The following is an 18,999-nucleotide window of genomic DNA, read 5'->3' as shown; positions in this document are numbered from 1 at the left end:
CTTACAGCGTCCAGGTGTCTAGGATGAAGGCGTTCTGCTTGCGGTGCAGCAGGATCAGGTCGAGCACGTCGAGCGGGTTGATCGGCTTGATGCCCTCGATCAGCGCGCCCTCGCCGTGGCCGTAGAGCGCCTGCAGCGCGAAGCGGCAGGCGTAGACCTTGCCGCCCTCGGCGATGAAGGTGGCGATCTGCTTGTTGAAGTTCTGGTGGCCCGGGAAGGCCTCGTCGCCCAGGGTCGGGAAGCCGCGCTGCACGCCCAGCGTGACGCCGGGGCCGTAGAGCAGGATCGAGGTCTCGAAGCCCTTGCGCTTGAGGCGCGTGGCCTGCAGCAGGTTGACGAAGCCGATCGAGCCTTCGAAGGCCACGGTGTGGAAGGTCACGAGCGCCTTCTCGCCGGGCTCGGCCTTCACGTCTTCGAACACCTTCTCTTCGTAGTCGACGAGGAACTCGCCTTTTTCGTTGCGGGGACGGGTCACGGTGGGCATGGGGTACTCCGGTGAAAGGGATGAAGGAGAGGAACGCAGCAGCGTCTGCGCGCCTTCTTCTTCGCATGCCATGTGCCAAGGCGCGGGGCCCGCGATGCAATCAAGTTGCGATCAAGGCGCAGCGGTGCCGCATGCGGGCGCGAAAAAATTTCCGCGCGGGTGCCGCGGACGCGTCGCGCGGCGTTCGCGGCGGGCCGGGCCGCACCGTGGCGAAGCGTTTGGCGTGCGATCAATGCACCCGATCAATGGGGTTGATCGCACCCGTTCGAGGCATCGCCGGCCCTGGGAACCCCCAGGGGACGGGCACGTTTCCTGCGGGTTGATCGGTCCCCCGATGCAATCAATGGATGCAATCAAGTGGCCGCTACCGACACCGCCCCGATCGCCCCCATCACGCTGCACTGGCGCAAGCAGCTGCGCGCCAGCGCCAAGCCGGCCTACCTGCTGCTGGCCGACCTGATCGCCGACGACATCCGCACCGGACGGCTCGGCGCGCGCGACCGGCTGCCCACGCTGCGCGAGCTGGCCGCGGACCTGCAGCTCAACTACACGACCGTGGCGCGCGGCTATGCCGAGGCGCGCAAGCGCGGGCTGATCGATTCGCGCGCGGGCACCGGCACCTTCATCCGCACCGGCAGCCCGAGCCTGCGGCTGCGCGGCGGCAGCGGCGCCGAGATGACGATGAACATGCCGCCCGAGCCGCGCGACGAGCACCTGGTGGCGCGCATGCACGAGGGCGCCGCGCAGGCCTTCGCGCAGGCGGACCTCTACGACCTGCTGCGCTACCAGGACTTCGGCGGCACCGTGCACGACCGCGAGGCCGCGATGCAGTGGCTGCGCCCGCACGTGCCCGAGGCCGGCGTCGACCGCATCCTCGTGTGCCCCGGCATCCACGGCGTGCTGACCGCGCTGATCTCGCAGCTCGCGCGGCCCGGCGAACTGGTGTGCGTGGAGTCGCTGACCTATCCGGGCATCAAGGCCATCGCGGCCCAGCTCGGCGTGCAGCTGCATGCGCTGCAGCTCGACGACGACGGCCCGATCGCCGATGCCTTCGAGCACGCCTGCAAGACCCTGAAGCCCAAGGCGCTGTACTGCAACCCGACCCTGCTCAATCCCACCACCGGCACCGTGAGCCGCGCGCGGCGCGAGGCGCTGGCCGACGTGGCGCTGCGCTACGCGGTGCCGATCATCGAGGACGACGCCTACGGCATGCTGCCGCGCCAGATGCCGCCCACGCTCGCCACGCTGGCGCCCGCGCTGACCTACTACGTCACCGGCTTCTCCAAGTGCTTCGGCGCGGGGCTGCGCAGCGCCTATGTCTGCGCGCCGACCGCGCGCCAGTCGCTGCGGCTCGCGGGTGCCCTGCGCGCCACCACGGTGATGGCCTCGCCGGTCACCAATGCGCTGACCACGATGTGGGTCGAGGACGGCACGGCCGACGCCATGCTGCAGGCGGTGCGCGCCGAATCGGCCGCGCGCCAGCTGCTGGCCACGCGCCATCTCGGCGGCCACGGGCTGCAGGCCCATCCCGAGGGCTTCCATGCCTGGCTGCCGCTCACGCCGGGCTGGAGCCCGGTCGAGTTCGCCTCCTTCCTGCGCACGCGCAACGTGGGCGTGGTCGCGAGCGCGGCCTTCTCGACCGACGGCGATCCGCCCGACGCGGTGCGCATCTGCCTCGGCGGCCCGATGTCGCGCGAGGAGTGCGACGACGCGCTGCGGCTGATCGCGGACACGCTGACGCATCCGCTGCACCCGCATGCGACGGTGCAGGAGCGGGCCTTCTAGTTACACCGGGTCATGGCAGCAGACGCAGAGCTTGTTGCCGTCGGGATCGCGGAAGTAGGCGCCGTAGTAGTTGGCGTGGTAGTGCGGGCGCAGCCCGGGCGGGCCCTCGCAGCGCCCGCCGTGGGCCAGCGCCACGGCATGGACGCGGTCGACCGTGGCGCGGTCGGCCGCCAGCAGCGCGACCATCTGGCCGTTGCCCACCGCCGGCTCCTGGCCGTCGAAGGGCGCGCCGATCAGGAACAGCGGGCGCGGCGCGTCGGGGCGCTGCCAGCCGGCCCAGGGGCGGCTGTCGTCGCGAAAGCGCAGCACATGGCCGAGCTCGGCCATGAGGGCGGCATGGAAGCCGAAGGCGCGCTCGAAGTCGCTCACGCCGAGGAATACGTGGGAAAGCATGGCGGCAGGCCCGGGAAGCGAGGGGGACGCCTATCGTGCCTCAAGGGCCGCGCTATCCTGGCTGGTTGTTACGGCGTGAAACACCGGCCTACAGACCGGTAAGATCGCCGGACTGGCCGGAACGCCGTTCCGGCCGCCGGCTCCACCCGCACCTTCATCCATGGTTTTGGCCCGCTACCGAAGAAAAGGCGCCGCCTGATGGCGACCGCCGCCTCGATCACCAGCCTCACGCCCGTGCCGGCCTCCGCCGACGAGGCCGAGGCCTGGGTGCGCGGCGAGCTGATCCGCAGCCTGATGCGCTCGGCGCGCGGTTCCTACCTCGTGTCGGGCACCTTGATGGTCGGCATGGCGGCGCTCAACTGGTCGGCGCTGCCGCGCTGGGAGGTCCTGACCTGGCTCACCGCCGGCCTGATCTCGATGGCCTGCCGGGCCTGGGCCGCGCGCGTGTACGCGGTGCGCTACGTCGGGCGCAGCGCGCTGGCGCAGCAGCAGTACGCCGACCGCTATGCCTTCGTCTGGACCGCCAGCGCCTTCGTCTGGGGGCTGTCGGTGCTGCTGTTCTTCGAGCGCGTGCCGCAGGTCAACCAGTTCATCAGCTGGCTGGTGATCGCGGGCGTCGCGACCTCGCCGCTCAACGGGCTGGCGCTGCATCCGCCGCTGCTCAAGCGCTTCGTCAACACGCTGTTCGCCACCGTGCTCGGCTCGGTGCTGGTGCGGCTGGTGGTCATCAACCTCGAGCATCCGCAGTTCCAGTACGGCTTCCTGCTGCCGATCCTGCCCACGCTGCACTGGTACCTGCTGCTGCGCGCCGGCCACCACATCCACGAAACCGCGCGCAACAGCCTGGAGCTGCTGTTCCACAACCACATCCTGATCAAGTCGCTGACCCAGCAGCGGCAGGCGGCGGTGGCGGCCGTGGCGATGAAGAACCGCTTTCTCGCGAGCGCCGCGCACGACATGCGCCAGCCGGTGCTGGCGCTGTCGCTGTACGCCGACTGGCTGCGCAACGAGCCCGAGCTGGTGCTCGAGCTGGCGCCGAAGATCGTGCGCGCCACCCATGCGGTCAATGCGCTGTTCGATTCCATGTTCGACCTCGCGCGCATCGACTCGGGCCAGGTGCGGCTGCACATCGAGCGCGTGGACATCGCCGAGCTGCTGCAGGACCTCGAGCTGCAGTACCGCCCCGTGGCCGAGAGCAAGGGCCTCGACTTCCGCGTCCACGTGACCGAGGGCAGCTTCCTCACCGACCCGATCCGGGTGCGCCGCATGATCGGCAACCTGCTGGCCAATGCGATCAAGTACACGCCCGAGGGCGGCGTGCTGCTGGCCTCGCGCCGCACCCGCGAGGGCATGCGCGTGGAGGTCTGGGACACCGGCATCGGCATCGCGCCCGAGCACCTGCGCGACGTGTTCCTCGAGTTCTACAAGGTGGCCGACCATGCCGGCACCTCCGACGGCTTCGGCCTCGGCCTGGCGATCGTCGCGCGCCTGTCGCACGTGCTGGGCCACCCGGTCAGCGTGCGCTCGCGCCTGGGCAGCGGCAGCGTGTTCCGCGTGGCGCTGCACGATGCGGACGAGGCGGTGGCACAGGCGCGCGTGAGCGCGGCGGTGGGCTGAGAGCCTCCGCGTCGTCGGGCCGACCTAGGGATTTGGCGCAGGGCCGAGGTGCCCGCTGCTGTTATCTTCCCCGCCATCTCGAAACGGAACCGCAGAGCCGCATCCAGCAGGCCGGCTCCGTTCTTTCAAGACAGGGCACGGGAGGGCCCGCAGAGATGATCCACAAGTTCAGATACGCCGTGGGAGCGGCCATGGTCGCGATGCTGTGCGCATGCGGTGGCGGTGGCGGTGGCGGCGGTGGTTCCGCCGGCTTCGCTTTCCTGCCGCCGGTTGCTCCGCCCGCGACGGGCGGGCCTTCCGGTCCGTCCGGCCCCTCGGAACCCGAAACCCCCACGCCCACCGACAACGCGCCGCCGGTCGCCGCGGCTGCGAAGGCTTCGGCGGGCACGCTGGGGCTGGTCGCCACGCTCGATGGCAGCGGCAGCAAGGCTTCGGCGGGGCGGTCGCTGAGCTATGCCTGGATGCTGCAGTCCAAGCCGCTGGGCAGCCAGGCGGTGCTGGCCGATGCGAATGGCGCGAAGCCGTCGCTGCTGCTCGACGAGCAAGGCGACTATGTCGTGCGGCTGGTGGTGAACGATGGCGTGAAGGACAGCGAGCCGGCGTACATCACCGTCACACCGGCCGTTCCGGCCACGACCGGTCCGATCTACAAGTTCGCGTTGATCGAGACCACACCGACGCCCGACTCCGATCGGCGGGGCCAGTACGCGTTCTGCGAATTCCGTCGCCAGGAAGGGCGTGCGCAGGACTTCTGGCCCGCCGGGGGCGATGCCATCAGATACTGCTCCGTGCTGCTTCCCGGCATGGAGCAGGGCGCGGCGAGGGGGCTTGGCACCATTTCCGGCATCGCGCCCGACAGGCTGCCTTCCTTCGTTCACACCTCCATCGGGACGCCCAGCTTGGGGGCCTATCCGGCAGACACGCCGGCCATGCCGGTCGGCATGAGCTACGACATATCGCCAGACGTCGTCAGGATTGCACGAACGCCGCTCGGAAAGAGCGTCGGCGAGTCGCTGGGATTCACGCTCGAGGGGATCCGGGGTGCGTTCGGGAAGGGCCGCTACAGGATCGCCGGTGCGGTCCTTGCGCAGAATGCGCCGCCGGGCTGGGAAGCCGCGGTGGAGATGACGGTGCGGGTCCGCATGGCGGCCTATGACCGTGGCACGCTCGTCGCGAACTTCGACATCTATTCGAAGCGGTTCACTGCGGATTTCTCGGACGACGTGGAGTTCGATCTCGCCGCGAGTGCCTACCAGGTGCAGGCGCCCGGCGCGACGCAGGTGGTTCAATCGCTCGAGGTGACCCAGCAGGTCGCCTATTCGCGCAAGACCCCCTGAGTAGCTGGGGGTGCCGCCCTTGCGGCGCCCTCAAAAGAAAAAGCCGCGCACACGGCGCGGCCCCTTCACGACGCTGCGGCCCGGCCTCAGCCCGACAGCAACCCGTTCGTGCGCGCGTAATGCAGCGCCTGCGTGCGGCTCTTCACGCCGAGGCGGCGGAACAGGCGCCACAGGTGCACCTTCACCGTGTGCTCGCTGATCTCGAGGTCGGTGGCGATGTCGCGGTTGCTCATGCCCTTGTCGAGCATGGCGATCAGCTGGGTCTGGCGCTTTGAGAGCTTGCTGTTGCTGGCCAGCGGCGGCTCGTCGGTTTCTTCCGAACCGGCCATCAGCAGGCCGCGCAGGGCCGCCGCCAGCTCGGCCGAGCTGGCCGACTTCTCGATGTAGGTGTCGGCACCGGCTTCGATGCAGGCGTCTTCCATGTCGGCCGAGGGCGCCGCCGAATAGACGGCGATCGGCACGTTGGGATAGACCTGCTTGACCGCGATCACGCCCGAAACGCCGTTGGTGTCGGGCAGCTTCAGGTCGAGACAGAAGAGCGTGGGCGCTCCGCGCTGCGCGACGGAACTCGCGAGCTTGTCGAGCCGTTCGAGCTCGACGATGTTCTCGGCCGGACGAAGGCGCCGCAGGACCATCACGATCGCGTCGCGCATCAGGGGGTGGTCGTCGATGACATATATGCTCATGTTTTCTTCCTTTGTGATCGCACCGTCTTCTCTCTTCACGTCCACCGGCGGATGGGCCGATGGCGGTTGCCGGATCATCCGCCCTTGGTGGTGGCGGTGGCCTCCGACAGTGCCTCCAGCGCCTCGCTCGCGGCGCGCAATCCTTCATCCGTGGCGATCGGCTCGAGCCGATCCGCATAAGTCGTCAAGGCCGCGCCGCGCTGCTCCTGCAGCGCCGCGATGGTACGGCCGGCCTCCTGCGGCGAGGCGAATGCTCGGCTCTGCAGCAGGGTTTCGCCGCTCGCATCGAGCAGCTTGAAATAGAACATCCCGTCGCGTTCGCGGTACTGCTTGAAGCCGGTCTTGCCGGCCCCCTTGCCGCCCTTGCGCGCCTTGGCGCTGTCGCCGGTGTCGGCCAGGTTGCGCAGGCCGACCGCGTGACGCAGCCGCGTCATGAACGGGCGCGACAGCGCGCGCGCCTTGTCGGCACCGACGAGCAGCGTGCGCTCGATCTGCGCCGGGTCGGCCATCAGCGCCTCGTAGCGCTCGCGCAGCGGCGCCACCTCGCGGTCGATGCGTTCGAACAGCACCTGCTTGGCGTCGCCCCAGGCGATGCCCTCGGCGTAGGACTTGCGCAGCGCTTCCGTCTCGTCGGCGCTCGCGAAGGCCTGGTAGATCTGGAACAGCGCCGAGCCCTCGGTCTCCTTGGGCTCGCCGGGCGCGCGCGAGTCGGTCACGATGCTGGCGATCTGCTTCTGCAGCTGGGCGCGCGGCGTGAACAACGGGATCGTGTTGTTGTAGCTCTTGCTCATCTTGCGGCCGTCGAGGCCGGGCAGGGTGGCGACGGCCTCGTCGATCTCGGCGTCCGGCAGCGTGAAGTGATCGCCGTAGAGGTGGTTGAAGCGCTGCGCCATGTCGCGCGCCATCTCGATGTGCTGCACCTGGTCGCGGCCCACGGGCACCTTGTGGGCGTTGAACATCAGGATGTCCGCGCCCATCAGCACCGGGTACATGAACAGGCCTGCCGTGACGTCGGCATCGACGTCCTCGCCCTTGGCCGTGTTCTTGTCGACCTGGGCCTTGTAGGCATGGGCGCGGTTGAGGATGCCCTTGCCCGTGACGCAGGTCAGGAACCAGGTGAGTTCGGGGATCTCGCCGATGTCGGACTGGCGGTAGAAGGTGACGCGCTCGGGGTCGAGCCCGCAGGCCAGCCAGCTGGCGGCGATCTCCAGCGTGGAGCGCTGGATCTTCGCGGGCTCCTGCACCTTGATGAGGGCGTGGTAGTCGGCCAGGAAGAAGTAGCTCTCGACGCCGGGTGCGACGCTCTGGCGCACCGAATGGCGGATCGAGCCGACGTAGTTGCCGAGATGGGGCGTGCCGGAGGGCGTGATGCCGGTGAGGACGCGCAGCGGGGAAGGGGAGGACGAAGCCATGGTCGGAACTGGAAACTAACGCAACATCAACGCAACAGGGCCTGCAGCGGCCCGATCAGCAGATCGAGCACCTCGTAGCCCACGCTCATCAGCGGCATCAGCCAGAACTTGCTGACGATGCCTGCGAGCACCAGGCCCATCACGATGAAGAAACCGTAGGGCTCGATGCGAGCGAGGAAATTCTGCGCCGGCCCGTTGGGCAGCAGCCCGGCCAGCACGCGGCCGCCGTCGAGCGGTGGCAGCGGGAAGAGGTTGAAGGCCCACATCACGAGGTTGACCAGCACGCCGCCCTGCGCCATCTTGACGAAGAAGGGCTCCTGAACGCCCACGCCGATGAGCACCGCCCAGACCACGGCCCAGAGGATCGCCTGGATGAAGTTCGAGGCCGGACCGGCCAGGGCCACCCAGACCATGTCGCGCTTGGGATGGCGCAGCCGGCCGAAATTGACCGGCACCGGCTTGGCATAGCCGAACAGGAAGGCGCCCGAGGTCGCGAAGTAGAGCATCAGCGGCATCAGGATGGTCCCGATGGGGTCGATGTGCTTCATCGGATTGAGCGTGACGCGGCCCATGACCGCCGCCGTGTTGTCGCCGAGGTAGCGCGCCACGTAGCCGTGAGCGGCTTCGTGCACTGTGATCGCGAAGATCACGGGCAGCGCATAGATCAGGACCGTCTGTATCAGATTGGAGATATCCACTGCGAGATTGTGTCAGACGGAACAAGAGAAGAACGAGGGTCGCATCACAGGCCCAGCACCGAGAGCGCCCCGCGCCCCTGCCGCACCACCACCGGATCGTCGCCGCTGCCCATGGGCGTGAGGTCGACCACGGTGGTCGGCTGGGAGGGGCAGGCGCCGGCGTCGATCACGCCCGCGATCTGCTTCTCGAAGCGCTCGCGGATGACCTCGGCGTCGTTGAGCGCCTCGGTCTCGCCGGGCGCGATCAGCGTGGTGGCCAAAAGCGGCGCGCCATGCAGCGCCAGCAGCTCGAGCAGCACCTTGTGGTCGGGCACGCGCAGGCCGATGGTCTTGCGCTGCGGATGGCTCACGCGCCGCGGCACCTCCTTGGTGGCCTCGAGCAGGAAGGTATAGGGGCCGGGCGTGGCGGCCTTCAGCAGGCGGTACTGCTTGTTGTCGACGCGCGCGTAGTTCGCGAGCTCGCTGAGGTCGCGGCAGATCAAGGTCAGGTGGTGCTTGTCGTCGACCTGGCGGATGCGGCGCAACTGATCGACCGCATCCTTGTCGTCGAGGTGGCAGGCCAGCGCGTAGCTGGAGTCGGTGGGCACCGCCACGATCTCGCCGCGCTGCAGCAGCGCCGCGGCCTGCTTGAGCAGCCGCTGCTGGGGGTTCTCGGGGTGGACTTCGAAGTACTGGGCCATGAAAAACGCTCCTGATCAGGATTCCGCCGGTTCGATCGGCACGCGGCGCTCGCGCACGGTGAGCCAGGCACCGGCCGCGCCGCAGACCGCGATCATCGCCATGCCGACCAGCGACACGACATCGGGCACGTGGGAGAACATCAGCCAGCCACCGAGCATCGCGAACGCGATCTGCGCATAGAGGTAGGGCGTGAGGGTGGAGGCCGGCGCGCGCTGGTAGGCGAGGATCAGCATGAAGTGTCCCACCGTGCCCATCAGGCCCATGAGGCACAGCAGCGCCCACCAGTGCCACGAGGGCAGCGCGGTCCAGGCGAAGGGCACGGCCAGCGAGGCCAGCAGGGTGCCGACCCAGCCGGTGTAGAAGTGCATGGTCAGCGGGTTCTCGGTCTGCGCGAGCTTGCTCGTGAGCACCTGGAACCAGGCGTTGGTCATCACCAGGCCGATCGGCAGCAGGATGGCCCAGCTGAAGGCACCGCCGCCGGGCCGCAGGATGACCAGCGTGCCCGCGAAGCCGCCCGCCACCAGCGTCCAGCGCAGCGGCGAGACATGCTCCTTGAGCGTGGTGGCCGCCAGCAGCGTGATCACCAGCGGCGCGATCAGCACGATCGAGGTGAACTCGGCCAGCGGCATGTAGCGCAGGCTCATGAAGGCGAACAGGCTCGAGCCCAGCAGCAGCGCCCCGCGCAACGCCTGGTAGCGCGGATGGGCGGTGCGCAGCAGCGCGGTGCCGCGCAGCGGCAGCAGCACGGCGGTGGTGGCCACGGCCTGGAAGGCATAGCGGAACCACACGCCCATCAGGATCGGCACGCTCGCGGTCGAGATCTTGGTGGCGGTGTCGAGCGTGGCGAAGCAGGCCACGGCCAGCACCACGAGGCCGATGCCGGCCAGGATGCGTTCGGATTCGCGGCTGGAGGCGGCCTGGGCCGCGGCGCGGGCCTGGGCCAGCGCCTGGGTGGCGGCGCTCTCGGTCGCGGTCCCGGACAGCTGGCTCACGCTTGTATTCGGTGAGCGAGCAGTTCCCATACCGGCGTGAGCGAAGCGTGCAGCGGCGGCAGCTTGCCGAGGTCGCAGTGGCTCTCGTCGGGGCTGTGGAAATCGCTGCCGCGCGAGGCGGCGAAACCGAACTCGAGCGCCTTGTCGGCGTACTCGACGTACTCGGCCGGGGTGTGGCTGCCGGTGACGACCTCGATCGCCTGGCCGCCATGCGCCTTGAACTCGAGGAACAGCGCGTACTCCTCGTTGGCGCTGAACTTGTAGCGGCCCGGGTGCGCGATCACGGCCAGGCCCTTGGCCGAGGTGATCCAGTGCACCGCGTCCTTCAGCGTGGCCCAGCGGTGCGGCACGTAGCCGGGCTTGCCCTCGGTGAGGTACTTGCGGAACACCTCGGGCGTGTCGCGGCAGTGGCCCTGCTCGACCAGGAAGCGCGCGAAGTGGGTGCGCGAGATCAGCTCGGGATTGCCGACGAACCGCAGCGCGCCTTCGTAGGCGCCCTGGATGCCGACCTTGGCCAGCCCCTCGGACATTTCCTGCGCGCGCTTGCCGCGGCCGCCGCGGGTGTCGTACAGGCCCTGGGTCATGGCGGCGTCGTCGGGGTCGAAGCCCAGGCCGACGATGTGCACGGTCTCGCCCGCGAAGGTGACTGAGATCTCGGTGCCGGTGAGGTAGCGCATGCCGTTCTCGCGCGCGGCGGCGGCGGCGCGGTGCTGGCCGCCGATCTCGTCGTGGTCGGTCAGCGCCCACAGGTCGACGCCATTGCTGGCGGCGCGCACGGCGAGTTCTTCGGGCGTCAGTGTGCCGTCGGACACCACGGAGTGGCAGTGCAGGTCGGCATTGAGAATGGAGGACACCGGTCGATTCTAGGCGCTCCGGCCTGTCGACACGGTCGCATGGGTGCTCGTATTTGCTACTAGATAAATAGCATTAACCGCAGCGGTGGAGCGGCTCAGCGCTTCTTCCTGAAAGCGGCCCAGGCGGCCACCGCGGTGAAGGTGGCGACGATCGCGACGACGATCCAGAAGCCGTGCTTGTGCTCGGCCAGCGGGATGCCGCCGACGTTCATGCCGAACAGGCCGGCCAGGATGTTGATCGGCAGCGCCAGCACCGTGACCACCGTCAGCACGAACAGGCTGCGGTTGTTGTCCTCGTTGACGTTGGCGGCGATCTCTTCCTGCAGCAGCTTGATGCGCTCCTGCAGCGCCTGCATGTCGCGCAGCACCACCGAGAACTCCTCGGTCGCGCCGCGCAGCTCCTGCGTGTCGTCCTCGGCCATCCAGCCCGGCGGGCGCTGCAGCAGCCGGAACAGCGCCGCCGGCTCGGGCGCCAGCAGCCGCTGCAGCCGCACCAGCAGCCGGCGCATCAGGCCCAGGCGGGCGCGCTTGTTGTCGAGCCGGCCGGCCAGCAGTTCGTCCTCGATGCGGTCGACGCGGCCGGTCACGCCGCGCACGATCTTCACCAGCACGTCGGCCTGCGCGCGCAGCAGGTGCTCGAGCAGCTCGGTGCTCGAGCGCGGCGCGTCGCCGGCCTTGACCGCGGTGCGCAGCGCGTCGACCGAGCGCAGCGGCTTGCTGCGCGCGGTCACGACCAGCCGCGCGCCGACCGCGATCCACAGCGTCGAGATGTCCGAGGGCTCGAAGCTGAAATCGAAATGCACGTCGTTGATGACCGCGATCAGCGCATCGTCGGCGCGCTCGATGCGCGTGGAGGGCAGGCCGTCGTGCAGCGTCTCGTAGAAGGTGTCCGACAGCCGCGCATGGCGCTGCAGCCAGCGCTCGGCCTGGGCATGGCTCAGGTTGAAGTGCAGCCACGCATAGGGGCCCGCGTAGGCGCCTTCGGCAGGCGCGGCGGCCAGCTCCTCGTCGGGCGGCAGGGCGTCGAGCCAGGCGGCGGCCTGGTTCGAATCGATCTCGCGCGAGGCGTCGGGGCCCGACGCACCGGGGTCGAACAGGTAGCCGCAGATCAGCCCGGCTTCGTCGCCGCCATACGAATTGGCGGCCAGGTCATGGAGTGCCGGCAAGGTGCGCGATGCTTCAGAACAGGTGCGTGAAGAACCAGTACAGCCCGCCCGACAGCAGCATCGCCGCCGGCAGGGTCAGCACCCAGGCCAGCGCGAGGTTGCGCAGCGTGGACATCTGCAGCCCCGAGCCGCTCGCGGTCATGGTGCCCGCCACGCCCGAGGACAGCACGTGCGTGGTCGAGACCGGCAGGCCGTACATGTCGGCCGCGCCGATGGTCACCATCGCCACCACCTCGGCCGAGGCGCCCTGGGCATAGCTCAGGTGGGTCTTGCCGATCTTCTCGCCCACGGTCACCACGATGCGCTTCCAGCCGATCATGGTGCCCAGGCCGAGCGCGATCGCCACCGCCACCTTCACCCACAGCGGGATGAAGCGGGTGGCGTCGTCCAGTTCCTGGCGCAGCGCGCCGACGCGGGCCTTGGTGTCGGCGTCGAAGCGCGCGGCACCGCTCTTGTCCAGGTGGCGGATCGCCTCGGAGGTCAGGTACATGTCGTTGCGCACGTTGGCCACCGCGTCGGCCGGCAGGCGGGCCAGCGAGCCGTGCTGCTTGACCTGCTGCGCGATGCTGCCGGTGACCGAGGCCAGCGCGGGCACCACCGTGTCGTTGAACTCGCGGGTGCGCACGTAGGTCGCGAGCGAATCGCGCGCGGCCGCCGGCTGCAGCGCGGGCAGCGAGGTCGGCAGGCTGCGCTGCATCGCGCCCTGCGCCACCTCGGCCACGGCCACGAACTTCACCGTCTGGTCGGCCGGCATGGCGCGGTTGAGCGCATAGGCCATCGGCACCGTGCCCACCAGGATCAGCATGATCAGGCCCATGCCCTTCTGGCCGTCGTTGGAACCGTGCGCGAACGAGACGCCGGTGCAGGTCAGGATCAGCAGGCCGCGGATCCACCACGGCGGCGGCTCGCTGCCCTTGGGTTCTTCATAGAGGGCGCGGTTCTTGACGAAGGCGCGCAGCGCCAGCAGCAGCAGCGCGGCGCAGCCGAAGCCCACCAGCGGCGACAGCAAGAGCGAATAGCCGACCTTGGTGGCCTGCGCCCAGTCCACGCCGCTGGTGCCGTCGCGCCCGTGCATCAGCGCGTTGGCCACGCCCACGCCGATGATCGAGCCGATCAGCGTGTGCGAGGAGGAGGCTGGCAGCCCCAGCCACCAGGTGCCGAGGTTCCAGATGATGGCGGCGATCAGCAGCGCGAACACCATCGCGAAGCCCGCGCCCGAGCCCACCTGCAGGATCAGCTCCACCGGCAGCAGCGCGATGATGCCGAAGGCCACCGCGCCGCTGGAGACCAGCACGCCGAGGAAATTGAAGAAGCCCGACCACACGACCGCGAAGTTCGGCGGCAGCGAGTGGGTGTAGATCACGGTCGCCACCGCGTTGGCGGTGTCGTGGAAGCCGTTGACGAATTCGAAGCCCAGCGCGATCAGCAGCGCCACGCCCAGCAGGATGTAGGGCACCCAGGTGGTCATGGGTGCGCCGGAGTCGGAGACGTCGCTCACCAGGCTCCAGGCCGTGTAGAGCAGGCCGACGGCGAGCAGGCCGACGAAGGTGATCAGGGCGACCGGACCGGGCCGGGCGTCGAGCTTCGGGCGGTGGGCTGCGGACCCTGCCGGCGCGGCCGGCATGTCCGTATTCGGGGCGGCGAGCGTGTTCATGGGAGCGTTCTGGAGTGTTGTAGTGGGGAGAAATGGTGTTCGCGCCGTGTGACAACGGCGTGTCGGCCTACGGGAATCGGCTGCAAAACCGTCACGCCGGCGTCATCTGGTCCATGCAGCATGGTTTTCCCCGATCCCGCCACTCTTGCCCTTTCACCATGCCGACGAGCGCCCTTCCCGACCACGAAGAACTGATGCAGCGCATCGCCCGAGACCTCATCGACAGCTACGACGAGGAGCTCGAGCTGGAGATCGAGGACCGCAACATCGACGGCCTCGACGGCGAGCCGGCCAGCACCAACAGCGCTTCCGACAAGGCGGCCCGCCAGGCCTATTTCAAGGAACTGTTCCGCCTGCAGGGCGAACTGGTGAAGCTGCAGGACTGGGTCCAGCACAGCAAGCAGAAGGTCGTGATCCTGTTCGAGGGCCGGGACGCGGCCGGCAAGGGCGGTGTCATCAAGCGCATCACCCAGCGGCTGAATCCGCGCGTGGCCCGCGTGGCCGCGCTGCCGGCGCCGAACGACCGCGAACGCACCCAGTGGTACTTCCAGCGCTACGCGGCCCACCTGCCGGCGGCCGGTGAGATGGTGCTGTTCGACCGCAGCTGGTACAACCGCGCCGGCGTCGAGCGCGTGATGGGCTTCTGCTCGGACGACGAGTACGAGGAGTTCTTCCGCACCGTGCCCGAGTTCGAGAAGATGCTCGTGCGCTCGGGCATCAAGCTCATCAAGTACTGGTTCTCCATCACCGACGACGAGCAGCACATGCGCTTCCTCGGCCGCATCCACGATCCGCTCAAGCAGTGGAAGCTCAGCCCGATGGACCTCGAGAGCCGTCGCCGCTGGGAGGAATACACCAAGGCCAAGGAAACGATGCTGGAACGCACCCACATCCCCGAGGCGCCGTGGTGGGTGGTGCAGGCGGTCGACAAGAAGAAGGCGCGCCTGAACTGCATCAGCCACCTGCTGGGCCAGCTGCCCTACGAGATGGTGCCCCATGCGCCGGTGGAGCTGCCGGCCCGCGTGCGCCACGCGGACTACCTGCGCCAGCCCGTCCCCGCGAGCATGATCGTCCCCGAGGTCTACTGACCTTCCAGGGGCAGCGGGCGATCGCTGTCCCGTCGCGGCGCCATGCGTCACACTGCGCCATGGCCCGCCGCTCCACCGCTTCCGTCTTCGCCCGCGCCTACGAGCGCAACCTGAAGGCGCTCACGAAGCTCGCGCTGCGCAACAGCCAGCGCGTGGCGGGCCAGGTGCAGCGCGCGACGGCCAAGCGGCTCAAGCCGCCGCCCGGCAAGGGCGACTGGCTCAGCGGCATGGCGATCGGTCCCGGTGGCGCGCGGCGCTATCACCTGTTCCGTCCCGCCGACCTGCATCTGCAGCCTGGCGAGAAGCTGCCGCTTATGGTCATGCTGCACGGCTGCGGCCAGACCGGGCGCGACTTCGCGGCCAGCACGCGCATGAACGCCCTGGCGGCGCGCCAGCGCTTCCTGGTGCTCTACCCCGAGCAGGACCGGCTCGCGCATCCCCAGGGCTGCTGGAACTGGTATGAGCGCCGCTCCGGCAAGGCCGATGCCGAGGCCGCGACGCTGATGGCCGCGGTCGACCAGGCCTGCATGCTCTACCCGGCGGACCGCGAGCGCGTCGCGCTGGCCGGCCTCTCGGCCGGCGCCAGCATGGCGGCGCTGCTGGCCACGCGCTATCCGCAGCGCTTTCGCGCCGTGGTCATGCATTCGGGCGTGGCGCCCGGTGCGGCGAAGTCGTCGGCCACCGCGCTCGGCGCGATGCGCGGCCAGAACGTGCCGCCGATGCCCGTCACCGCCGTCGGCAAGGCGATGGGCGCCGCGGCCGTCCTCGCGACCCTGCCGCCGATGCTCGTGCTGCACGGCGATGCCGATGCCGTGGTCGTGCCCAGCAATGCCGTCAACAGCGCCGCCGTGTGGGCCACGGCCATGGGCGCGCGGCCCGGCGTGGCGCGCGACGTGCAGCGCGGCAAGCGCCGCCCGATGCGTGTGACCGACTTCAAGCGCAAGGGCCGCACGGTGGTCTCGCTGTGCGAGATCGCGGGGCTGGGGCATGCGTGGAGCGGTGGCGCGTCGAAGCTGATGTTCAGCGATGCGGCCGGGCCCGATGCCACGCGGATGGCCTGGGCCTTTGCCATGACGCAGTTCAGGCACGCGGCCAGGCAGGCCTGAGGCGCTCTTTCACGCCGTGGCGTTCTCGCGCGCCGCGGCGCGCCATGCACCGGGCGCCATGCCCTTCTCGCGCTTGAAGGCCTTGCTGAAGGCGGCTTCCGATTCGTAGCCCACCGCGCCGGCGATGGTGCCCAGCGCGGCGTTGCCCTGGCCCAGCATGTTGCCGGCCTTGAACATGCGCCACTGCGTGAGGTATTCCAGCGGTGCCTGCCCCACGCGCTCGCGGAAGCGCTGCGCGAAAGCCGAGCGCGACAGGCTCGCGGCCGAGGCCAGCGATTCCACCGTCCAGGCGCGTGCCATGTCCTTGTGCATCGCGCGCAGCGCGGGACCGATGCGCGCATCGGCCAGCGCGGCCAGCCAGCCGGTCTGCGCATCGCCCGCGGCCGCGACGTGCGCGCGCACCGCCTGCACGAACACGATGTCGGCCAGCCGGCTCACGAGCAGGCCGGAGCCCAGGCCGGGCTCGCCGGTCTCCATGGCCAGCAGCTGCAGCGTGCCCTGCAGCGCGAGGGCCCGCGCCTGCTCCATCTTCACGTGCAGCAGCACCGGCAGCAGGTCGAGCAGCGGGCGCGCGGCGCGCTGGTCGAAGTGGAACCAGCCGCAGATCACCGAGGCCGCGGTGCCCGTGCCGCCCAGCTCGACGACGCCGCCGATGCGGTCGCGCACGACCGAGGCGCAGCTCACCGTGGGCGTGGTCGGATGGTCGCGCAGCACATAGGGCGTGCCGTGGGCCAGCACGTAGCAATCGCCCGCGGCGAGCGCGACGGGGTGGTCCGCCCCCTCGACCTCGAGCAGGCAACCGCCGCGCACCACGAGGCCGAAACGCGCGCTCTCGCCGCCGGCCAGGCTCACGCCCCAGGGCGCACCGGCCTCGAGCCGGGCATACAGGGCGCTGCGCACGCGCATGGCCGCGAAAACGTCGTCGAGAGGGTCCATGAAGGCTCCGGTGGCGGTGGACGAATGGACAAGATTGTCGGCTTTGCAGGCATTCACTGTCCATCGAGTGCGGCGGAAACTGCCGCTTCACTCTCACCGTACAGGAGCACACACCATGCATGTCAAGACCCGCTTCGCCGAACTGGCCGACCGCTACGTCGCCCTCTGGAACCTGACCGACGCCGACGCCCGCCGCGACGCCATTGCCGCACTGTGGGTGCCCCAGGGCGAGCACTACGTGCGCACGCTGCAGGCCAAGGGTTACGAGGCGCTGGCGCGGCGCGTCACCGGCTCGCACGAGAAGAACGTGCGCGATGGCGGCTTCCGCTTCATCGCCACCGGCGATGCGCAAGGGCTGCACGACACCGTGATGTTCCATTGGCAGATGGTCCCCGCCGCGGGCGGTCCCGTGGCGGCGCTCGGGCTCGAGTTCCTGCGGCTGGCCGAGGACGGCCGCATCGCCGTCGACTACCAGTTCATCCTGCCGACCCCCGGCGTCTGATCGCTTGACCTCCGGGGTCATTGCCGCAGCGCGCCCTCCCTCCAAGACTCGAGCCCACCATGACGCAGTCCAACATCGCCGTTCCGGCGGCATCGCCTTCCTCCACGGCCGGCCAGAGCGCGGACGCGGCCAGGCCCGGCCGGCTAGCCCTGTGGGTCATGCTCAGCGGCACCTTCCTGGTGGTGCTGGACTTCTTCATCGTCAATGTCGCGCTGCCCTCGATGCAGCGCGAACTGCTCGCGAGCACCGCCACCTTGCAACTGGTGGTGGCGGGCTACGGTCTCGCCACCGCCGCGGGCCTGATCACCGGCGGCCGGCTCGGCGACCTCTTCGGGCGCCGCCGCATGTTCATGGCGGGCCTGCTGCTGTTCACGCTGGCCTCGGCGGCCTGCGGCCTGGCGCCCAATGCCGAGCTGCTGGTGGCGGCCCGCGTGCTGCAAGGCCTGGCCGGTGCGCTGCTGCAGCCGCAGGTGCTGGCGATGATCGGGCTGGTCCACACCGGCGAGGACCGTGCCCGCGCCTTCGCCGCCTATGGCCTCACGCTGGGCCTTGGCGCCACGCTGGGCCAGCTCGTGGGCGGGCTGCTGATCCAGGCCGACCTCTGGGGCCTCGGCTGGCGCAGCTGCTTCCTCATCAACCTGCCGATCGGCCTGCTCGCGCTGCTGCTGGCGCCGCGCGTCATTCCGCCGCTGGCCAATGGGGGCCACCAGAGCCGGCTCGATCCCGCCGGCATGCTGCTGGTGGCCGCGGCGTCGGTGGCGGTGGTGCTGCCGCTGGTCGAGGGCCGGCAGCAGGGCTGGCCGCTGTGGAGCTGGCTGTGCCTCGCGGCCGCGCTGCCGCTCGCGCTGCTGTTCGCCTTCCAGCAGCGCCGGCTCGCCGCGCGCGGCGGTGCGCCGCTGGTGGCGCCGGTGCTGATGGCCGATGCGCGCTTCGTCAACGGCCTGCTGACCACGCTGGCCTTCTATGTCGGCAATGCCTCGCTGTACTTCGTGCTCGCGCTGTACCTGCAGCAGGGCCTCGCGCTCGGCGCGCTGCGCTCGGGTCTGGTCTTCACCGCGCTGGCGCTCGGCTTCTTCGCCACCTCGATGGGCGGTGCCCGCATCGCGCGCCGCTTCGGCGGCAAGCCGCCGATCGCGCTCGGCGCGCTGCTGCTCGCGGTCGGCCATGCGCTGCAGTACCTCAACGTCGCGGCCTTCGCGGGCCATGCCCACCTGCTCGCGTGGATGGTGCCGTTGCTGCTGGTGCAGGGCGCGGGTCTGGGCCTGGTGATGGCGCCCCTGGTCTCGAGCGTGCTCGCCGGCCTGCCGCCGCAGCATGCGGGCGTGGCCTCGGGCGTGCTGTCGATGGTGCAGCAGGCGGGCAATGCGCTGGGCGTGGCGCTGATCGGGATCCTGTTCTACGGGCGGCTCGGCGAGCGGGGCGATGCGGCGGCCTATGCGGCGGGGCTCGGGGTGGCGCTGGTCTATCTGATGGGGTCGGCGTTGCTGGTGGCGGTGTTGCATCGGCGGGGCGTCCGCCGGCCTTCGGCGAGCCGCTGACGAACCTGCCCAATCTGGGCACGAGCCTGCCCAAATTGGGTAAATGGCGGGCAAGGGGCGCATGTCACAC

Annotated in this window: 18 protein-coding genes; 7 read left to right on the top strand and 11 right to left on the bottom strand. The window is 69.8% G+C overall.

What is annotated here, in order from left to right; translation table 11 throughout:
- Position 1 precedes the first annotated feature (1 nt).
- Positions 2-484: an MSMEG_0572/Sll0783 family nitrogen starvation response protein gene (locus tag AC07PU_RS23690; protein ID WP_057594427.1), complete on the bottom strand. Its 483-nt coding sequence runs from the start codon at positions 482-484 to the stop codon at positions 2-4.
- Positions 485-865: 381 nt separating this feature from the next.
- Here AC07PU_RS23690 and AC07PU_RS23685 point away from each other — a divergent pair, with 381 nt between their 5' ends.
- On the top strand, positions 866-2,269 hold the full coding sequence (locus tag AC07PU_RS23685) for an aminotransferase-like domain-containing protein (protein ID WP_495321131.1): 1,404 nt from the start codon (positions 866-868) through the stop codon (positions 2,267-2,269).
- Here AC07PU_RS23685 and AC07PU_RS23680 read toward each other — a convergent pair whose 3' ends face one another.
- Positions 2,270-2,662: a VOC family protein gene (locus tag AC07PU_RS23680; protein ID WP_495320988.1), complete on the bottom strand. Its 393-nt coding sequence runs from the start codon at positions 2,660-2,662 to the stop codon at positions 2,270-2,272.
- 198 nt (positions 2,663-2,860) lie between these two features.
- On the opposite strand from AC07PU_RS23680, the gene shkS reads away from it, so the two are divergent.
- Together shkS and AC07PU_RS23670 are read left to right on the top strand one after the other, a co-directional pair.
- A complete protein-coding gene (gene shkS / locus AC07PU_RS23675) occupies positions 2,861-4,279 on the top strand; it encodes a surface-behavior sensor histidine kinase ShkS (RefSeq protein ID WP_057594426.1) in 1,419 nt (472 codons plus the stop codon).
- A gap of 191 nt (positions 4,280-4,470) precedes the next feature.
- A complete protein-coding gene (locus AC07PU_RS23670) occupies positions 4,471-5,616 on the top strand; it encodes a PKD domain-containing protein (protein WP_495320985.1) in 1,146 nt (381 codons plus the stop codon).
- Between the two features lie 86 nt (positions 5,617-5,702).
- On the opposite strand, the gene AC07PU_RS23665 is transcribed toward AC07PU_RS23670, so the two are convergent.
- The 8 genes from AC07PU_RS23665 to AC07PU_RS23630 form a co-directional block, all read right to left on the bottom strand.
- Positions 5,703-6,302: a response regulator transcription factor gene (locus AC07PU_RS23665; RefSeq protein ID WP_057594424.1), complete on the bottom strand. Its 600-nt coding sequence runs from the start codon at positions 6,300-6,302 to the stop codon at positions 5,703-5,705.
- A 74-nt stretch (positions 6,303-6,376) separates the two neighbouring features.
- Positions 6,377-7,714: a tryptophan--tRNA ligase gene (locus tag AC07PU_RS23660; protein WP_495320983.1), complete on the bottom strand. Its 1,338-nt coding sequence runs from the start codon at positions 7,712-7,714 to the stop codon at positions 6,377-6,379.
- Positions 7,715-7,740: 26 nt separating this feature from the next.
- Positions 7,741-8,412: a site-2 protease family protein gene (locus tag AC07PU_RS23655; RefSeq protein ID WP_093340752.1), complete on the bottom strand. Its 672-nt coding sequence runs from the start codon at positions 8,410-8,412 to the stop codon at positions 7,741-7,743.
- Positions 8,413-8,456: 44 nt separating this feature from the next.
- Positions 8,457-9,092, bottom strand: a complete 636-nt coding sequence (locus AC07PU_RS23650) for an L-threonylcarbamoyladenylate synthase (protein ID WP_296787153.1) — start codon at positions 9,090-9,092, stop codon at positions 8,457-8,459.
- 15 nt (positions 9,093-9,107) lie between these two features.
- Positions 9,108-10,115, bottom strand: a complete 1,008-nt coding sequence (locus tag AC07PU_RS23645; protein WP_093340748.1) for a DMT family transporter — start codon at positions 10,113-10,115, stop codon at positions 9,108-9,110.
- Positions 10,082-10,939, bottom strand: coding sequence for a 3',5'-nucleoside bisphosphate phosphatase (locus AC07PU_RS23640; protein ID WP_093340746.1), 858 nt, complete (start codon positions 10,937-10,939; stop codon positions 10,082-10,084). Before AC07PU_RS23640 ends, AC07PU_RS23645 begins: the two co-directional genes overlap by 34 nt.
- Positions 10,940-11,034: 95 nt before the next feature.
- Positions 11,035-12,105 (bottom strand): transporter, encoded by a 1,071-nt coding sequence (locus AC07PU_RS23635; RefSeq protein WP_490877314.1) that lies wholly within the window; start codon positions 12,103-12,105, stop codon positions 11,035-11,037.
- A 13-nt stretch (positions 12,106-12,118) separates the two neighbouring features.
- The gene (locus AC07PU_RS23630; protein WP_093340742.1) at positions 12,119-13,759 is read right to left on the bottom strand and encodes an inorganic phosphate transporter; all 1,641 of its coding nucleotides are present in this window, start codon (positions 13,757-13,759) and stop codon (positions 12,119-12,121) included.
- A gap of 158 nt (positions 13,760-13,917) precedes the next feature.
- Here AC07PU_RS23630 and ppk2 point away from each other — a divergent pair, with 158 nt between their 5' ends.
- Together ppk2 and AC07PU_RS23620 are read left to right on the top strand one after the other, a co-directional pair.
- Positions 13,918-14,847, top strand: coding sequence for a polyphosphate kinase 2 (ppk2, locus tag AC07PU_RS23625; protein WP_093340740.1), 930 nt, complete (start codon positions 13,918-13,920; stop codon positions 14,845-14,847).
- Positions 14,848-14,906: 59 nt separating this feature from the next.
- Positions 14,907-15,953 (top strand): extracellular catalytic domain type 1 short-chain-length polyhydroxyalkanoate depolymerase, encoded by a 1,047-nt coding sequence (locus AC07PU_RS23620; protein WP_495320978.1) that lies wholly within the window; start codon positions 14,907-14,909, stop codon positions 15,951-15,953.
- Positions 15,954-15,962: 9 nt separating this feature from the next.
- Here AC07PU_RS23620 and AC07PU_RS23615 read toward each other — a convergent pair whose 3' ends face one another.
- Positions 15,963-16,889 carry an AraC family transcriptional regulator gene (locus AC07PU_RS23615; protein ID WP_296787141.1) on the bottom strand — a complete coding sequence of 309 codons (927 nt, stop codon included), beginning with the start codon at positions 16,887-16,889 and terminating at the stop codon, positions 15,963-15,965.
- A 115-nt stretch (positions 16,890-17,004) separates the two neighbouring features.
- Here AC07PU_RS23615 and AC07PU_RS23610 point away from each other — a divergent pair, with 115 nt between their 5' ends.
- Together AC07PU_RS23610 and AC07PU_RS23605 are read left to right on the top strand one after the other, a co-directional pair.
- Entirely contained in the window at positions 17,005-17,391 is a 387-nt protein-coding gene (locus tag AC07PU_RS23610; RefSeq protein WP_495320976.1) for a nuclear transport factor 2 family protein, read from the top strand.
- Positions 17,392-17,450: 59 nt separating this feature from the next.
- Positions 17,451-18,929 (top strand): MFS transporter, encoded by a 1,479-nt coding sequence (locus AC07PU_RS23605; protein WP_495320974.1) that lies wholly within the window; start codon positions 17,451-17,453, stop codon positions 18,927-18,929.
- Positions 18,930-18,999: the final 70 nt, after the last annotated feature.

The organism is Variovorax sp. GW821-FHT10D07 (assembly GCF_059415325.1).
This window is presented reverse-complemented; position numbering and strand designations above follow the sequence as displayed.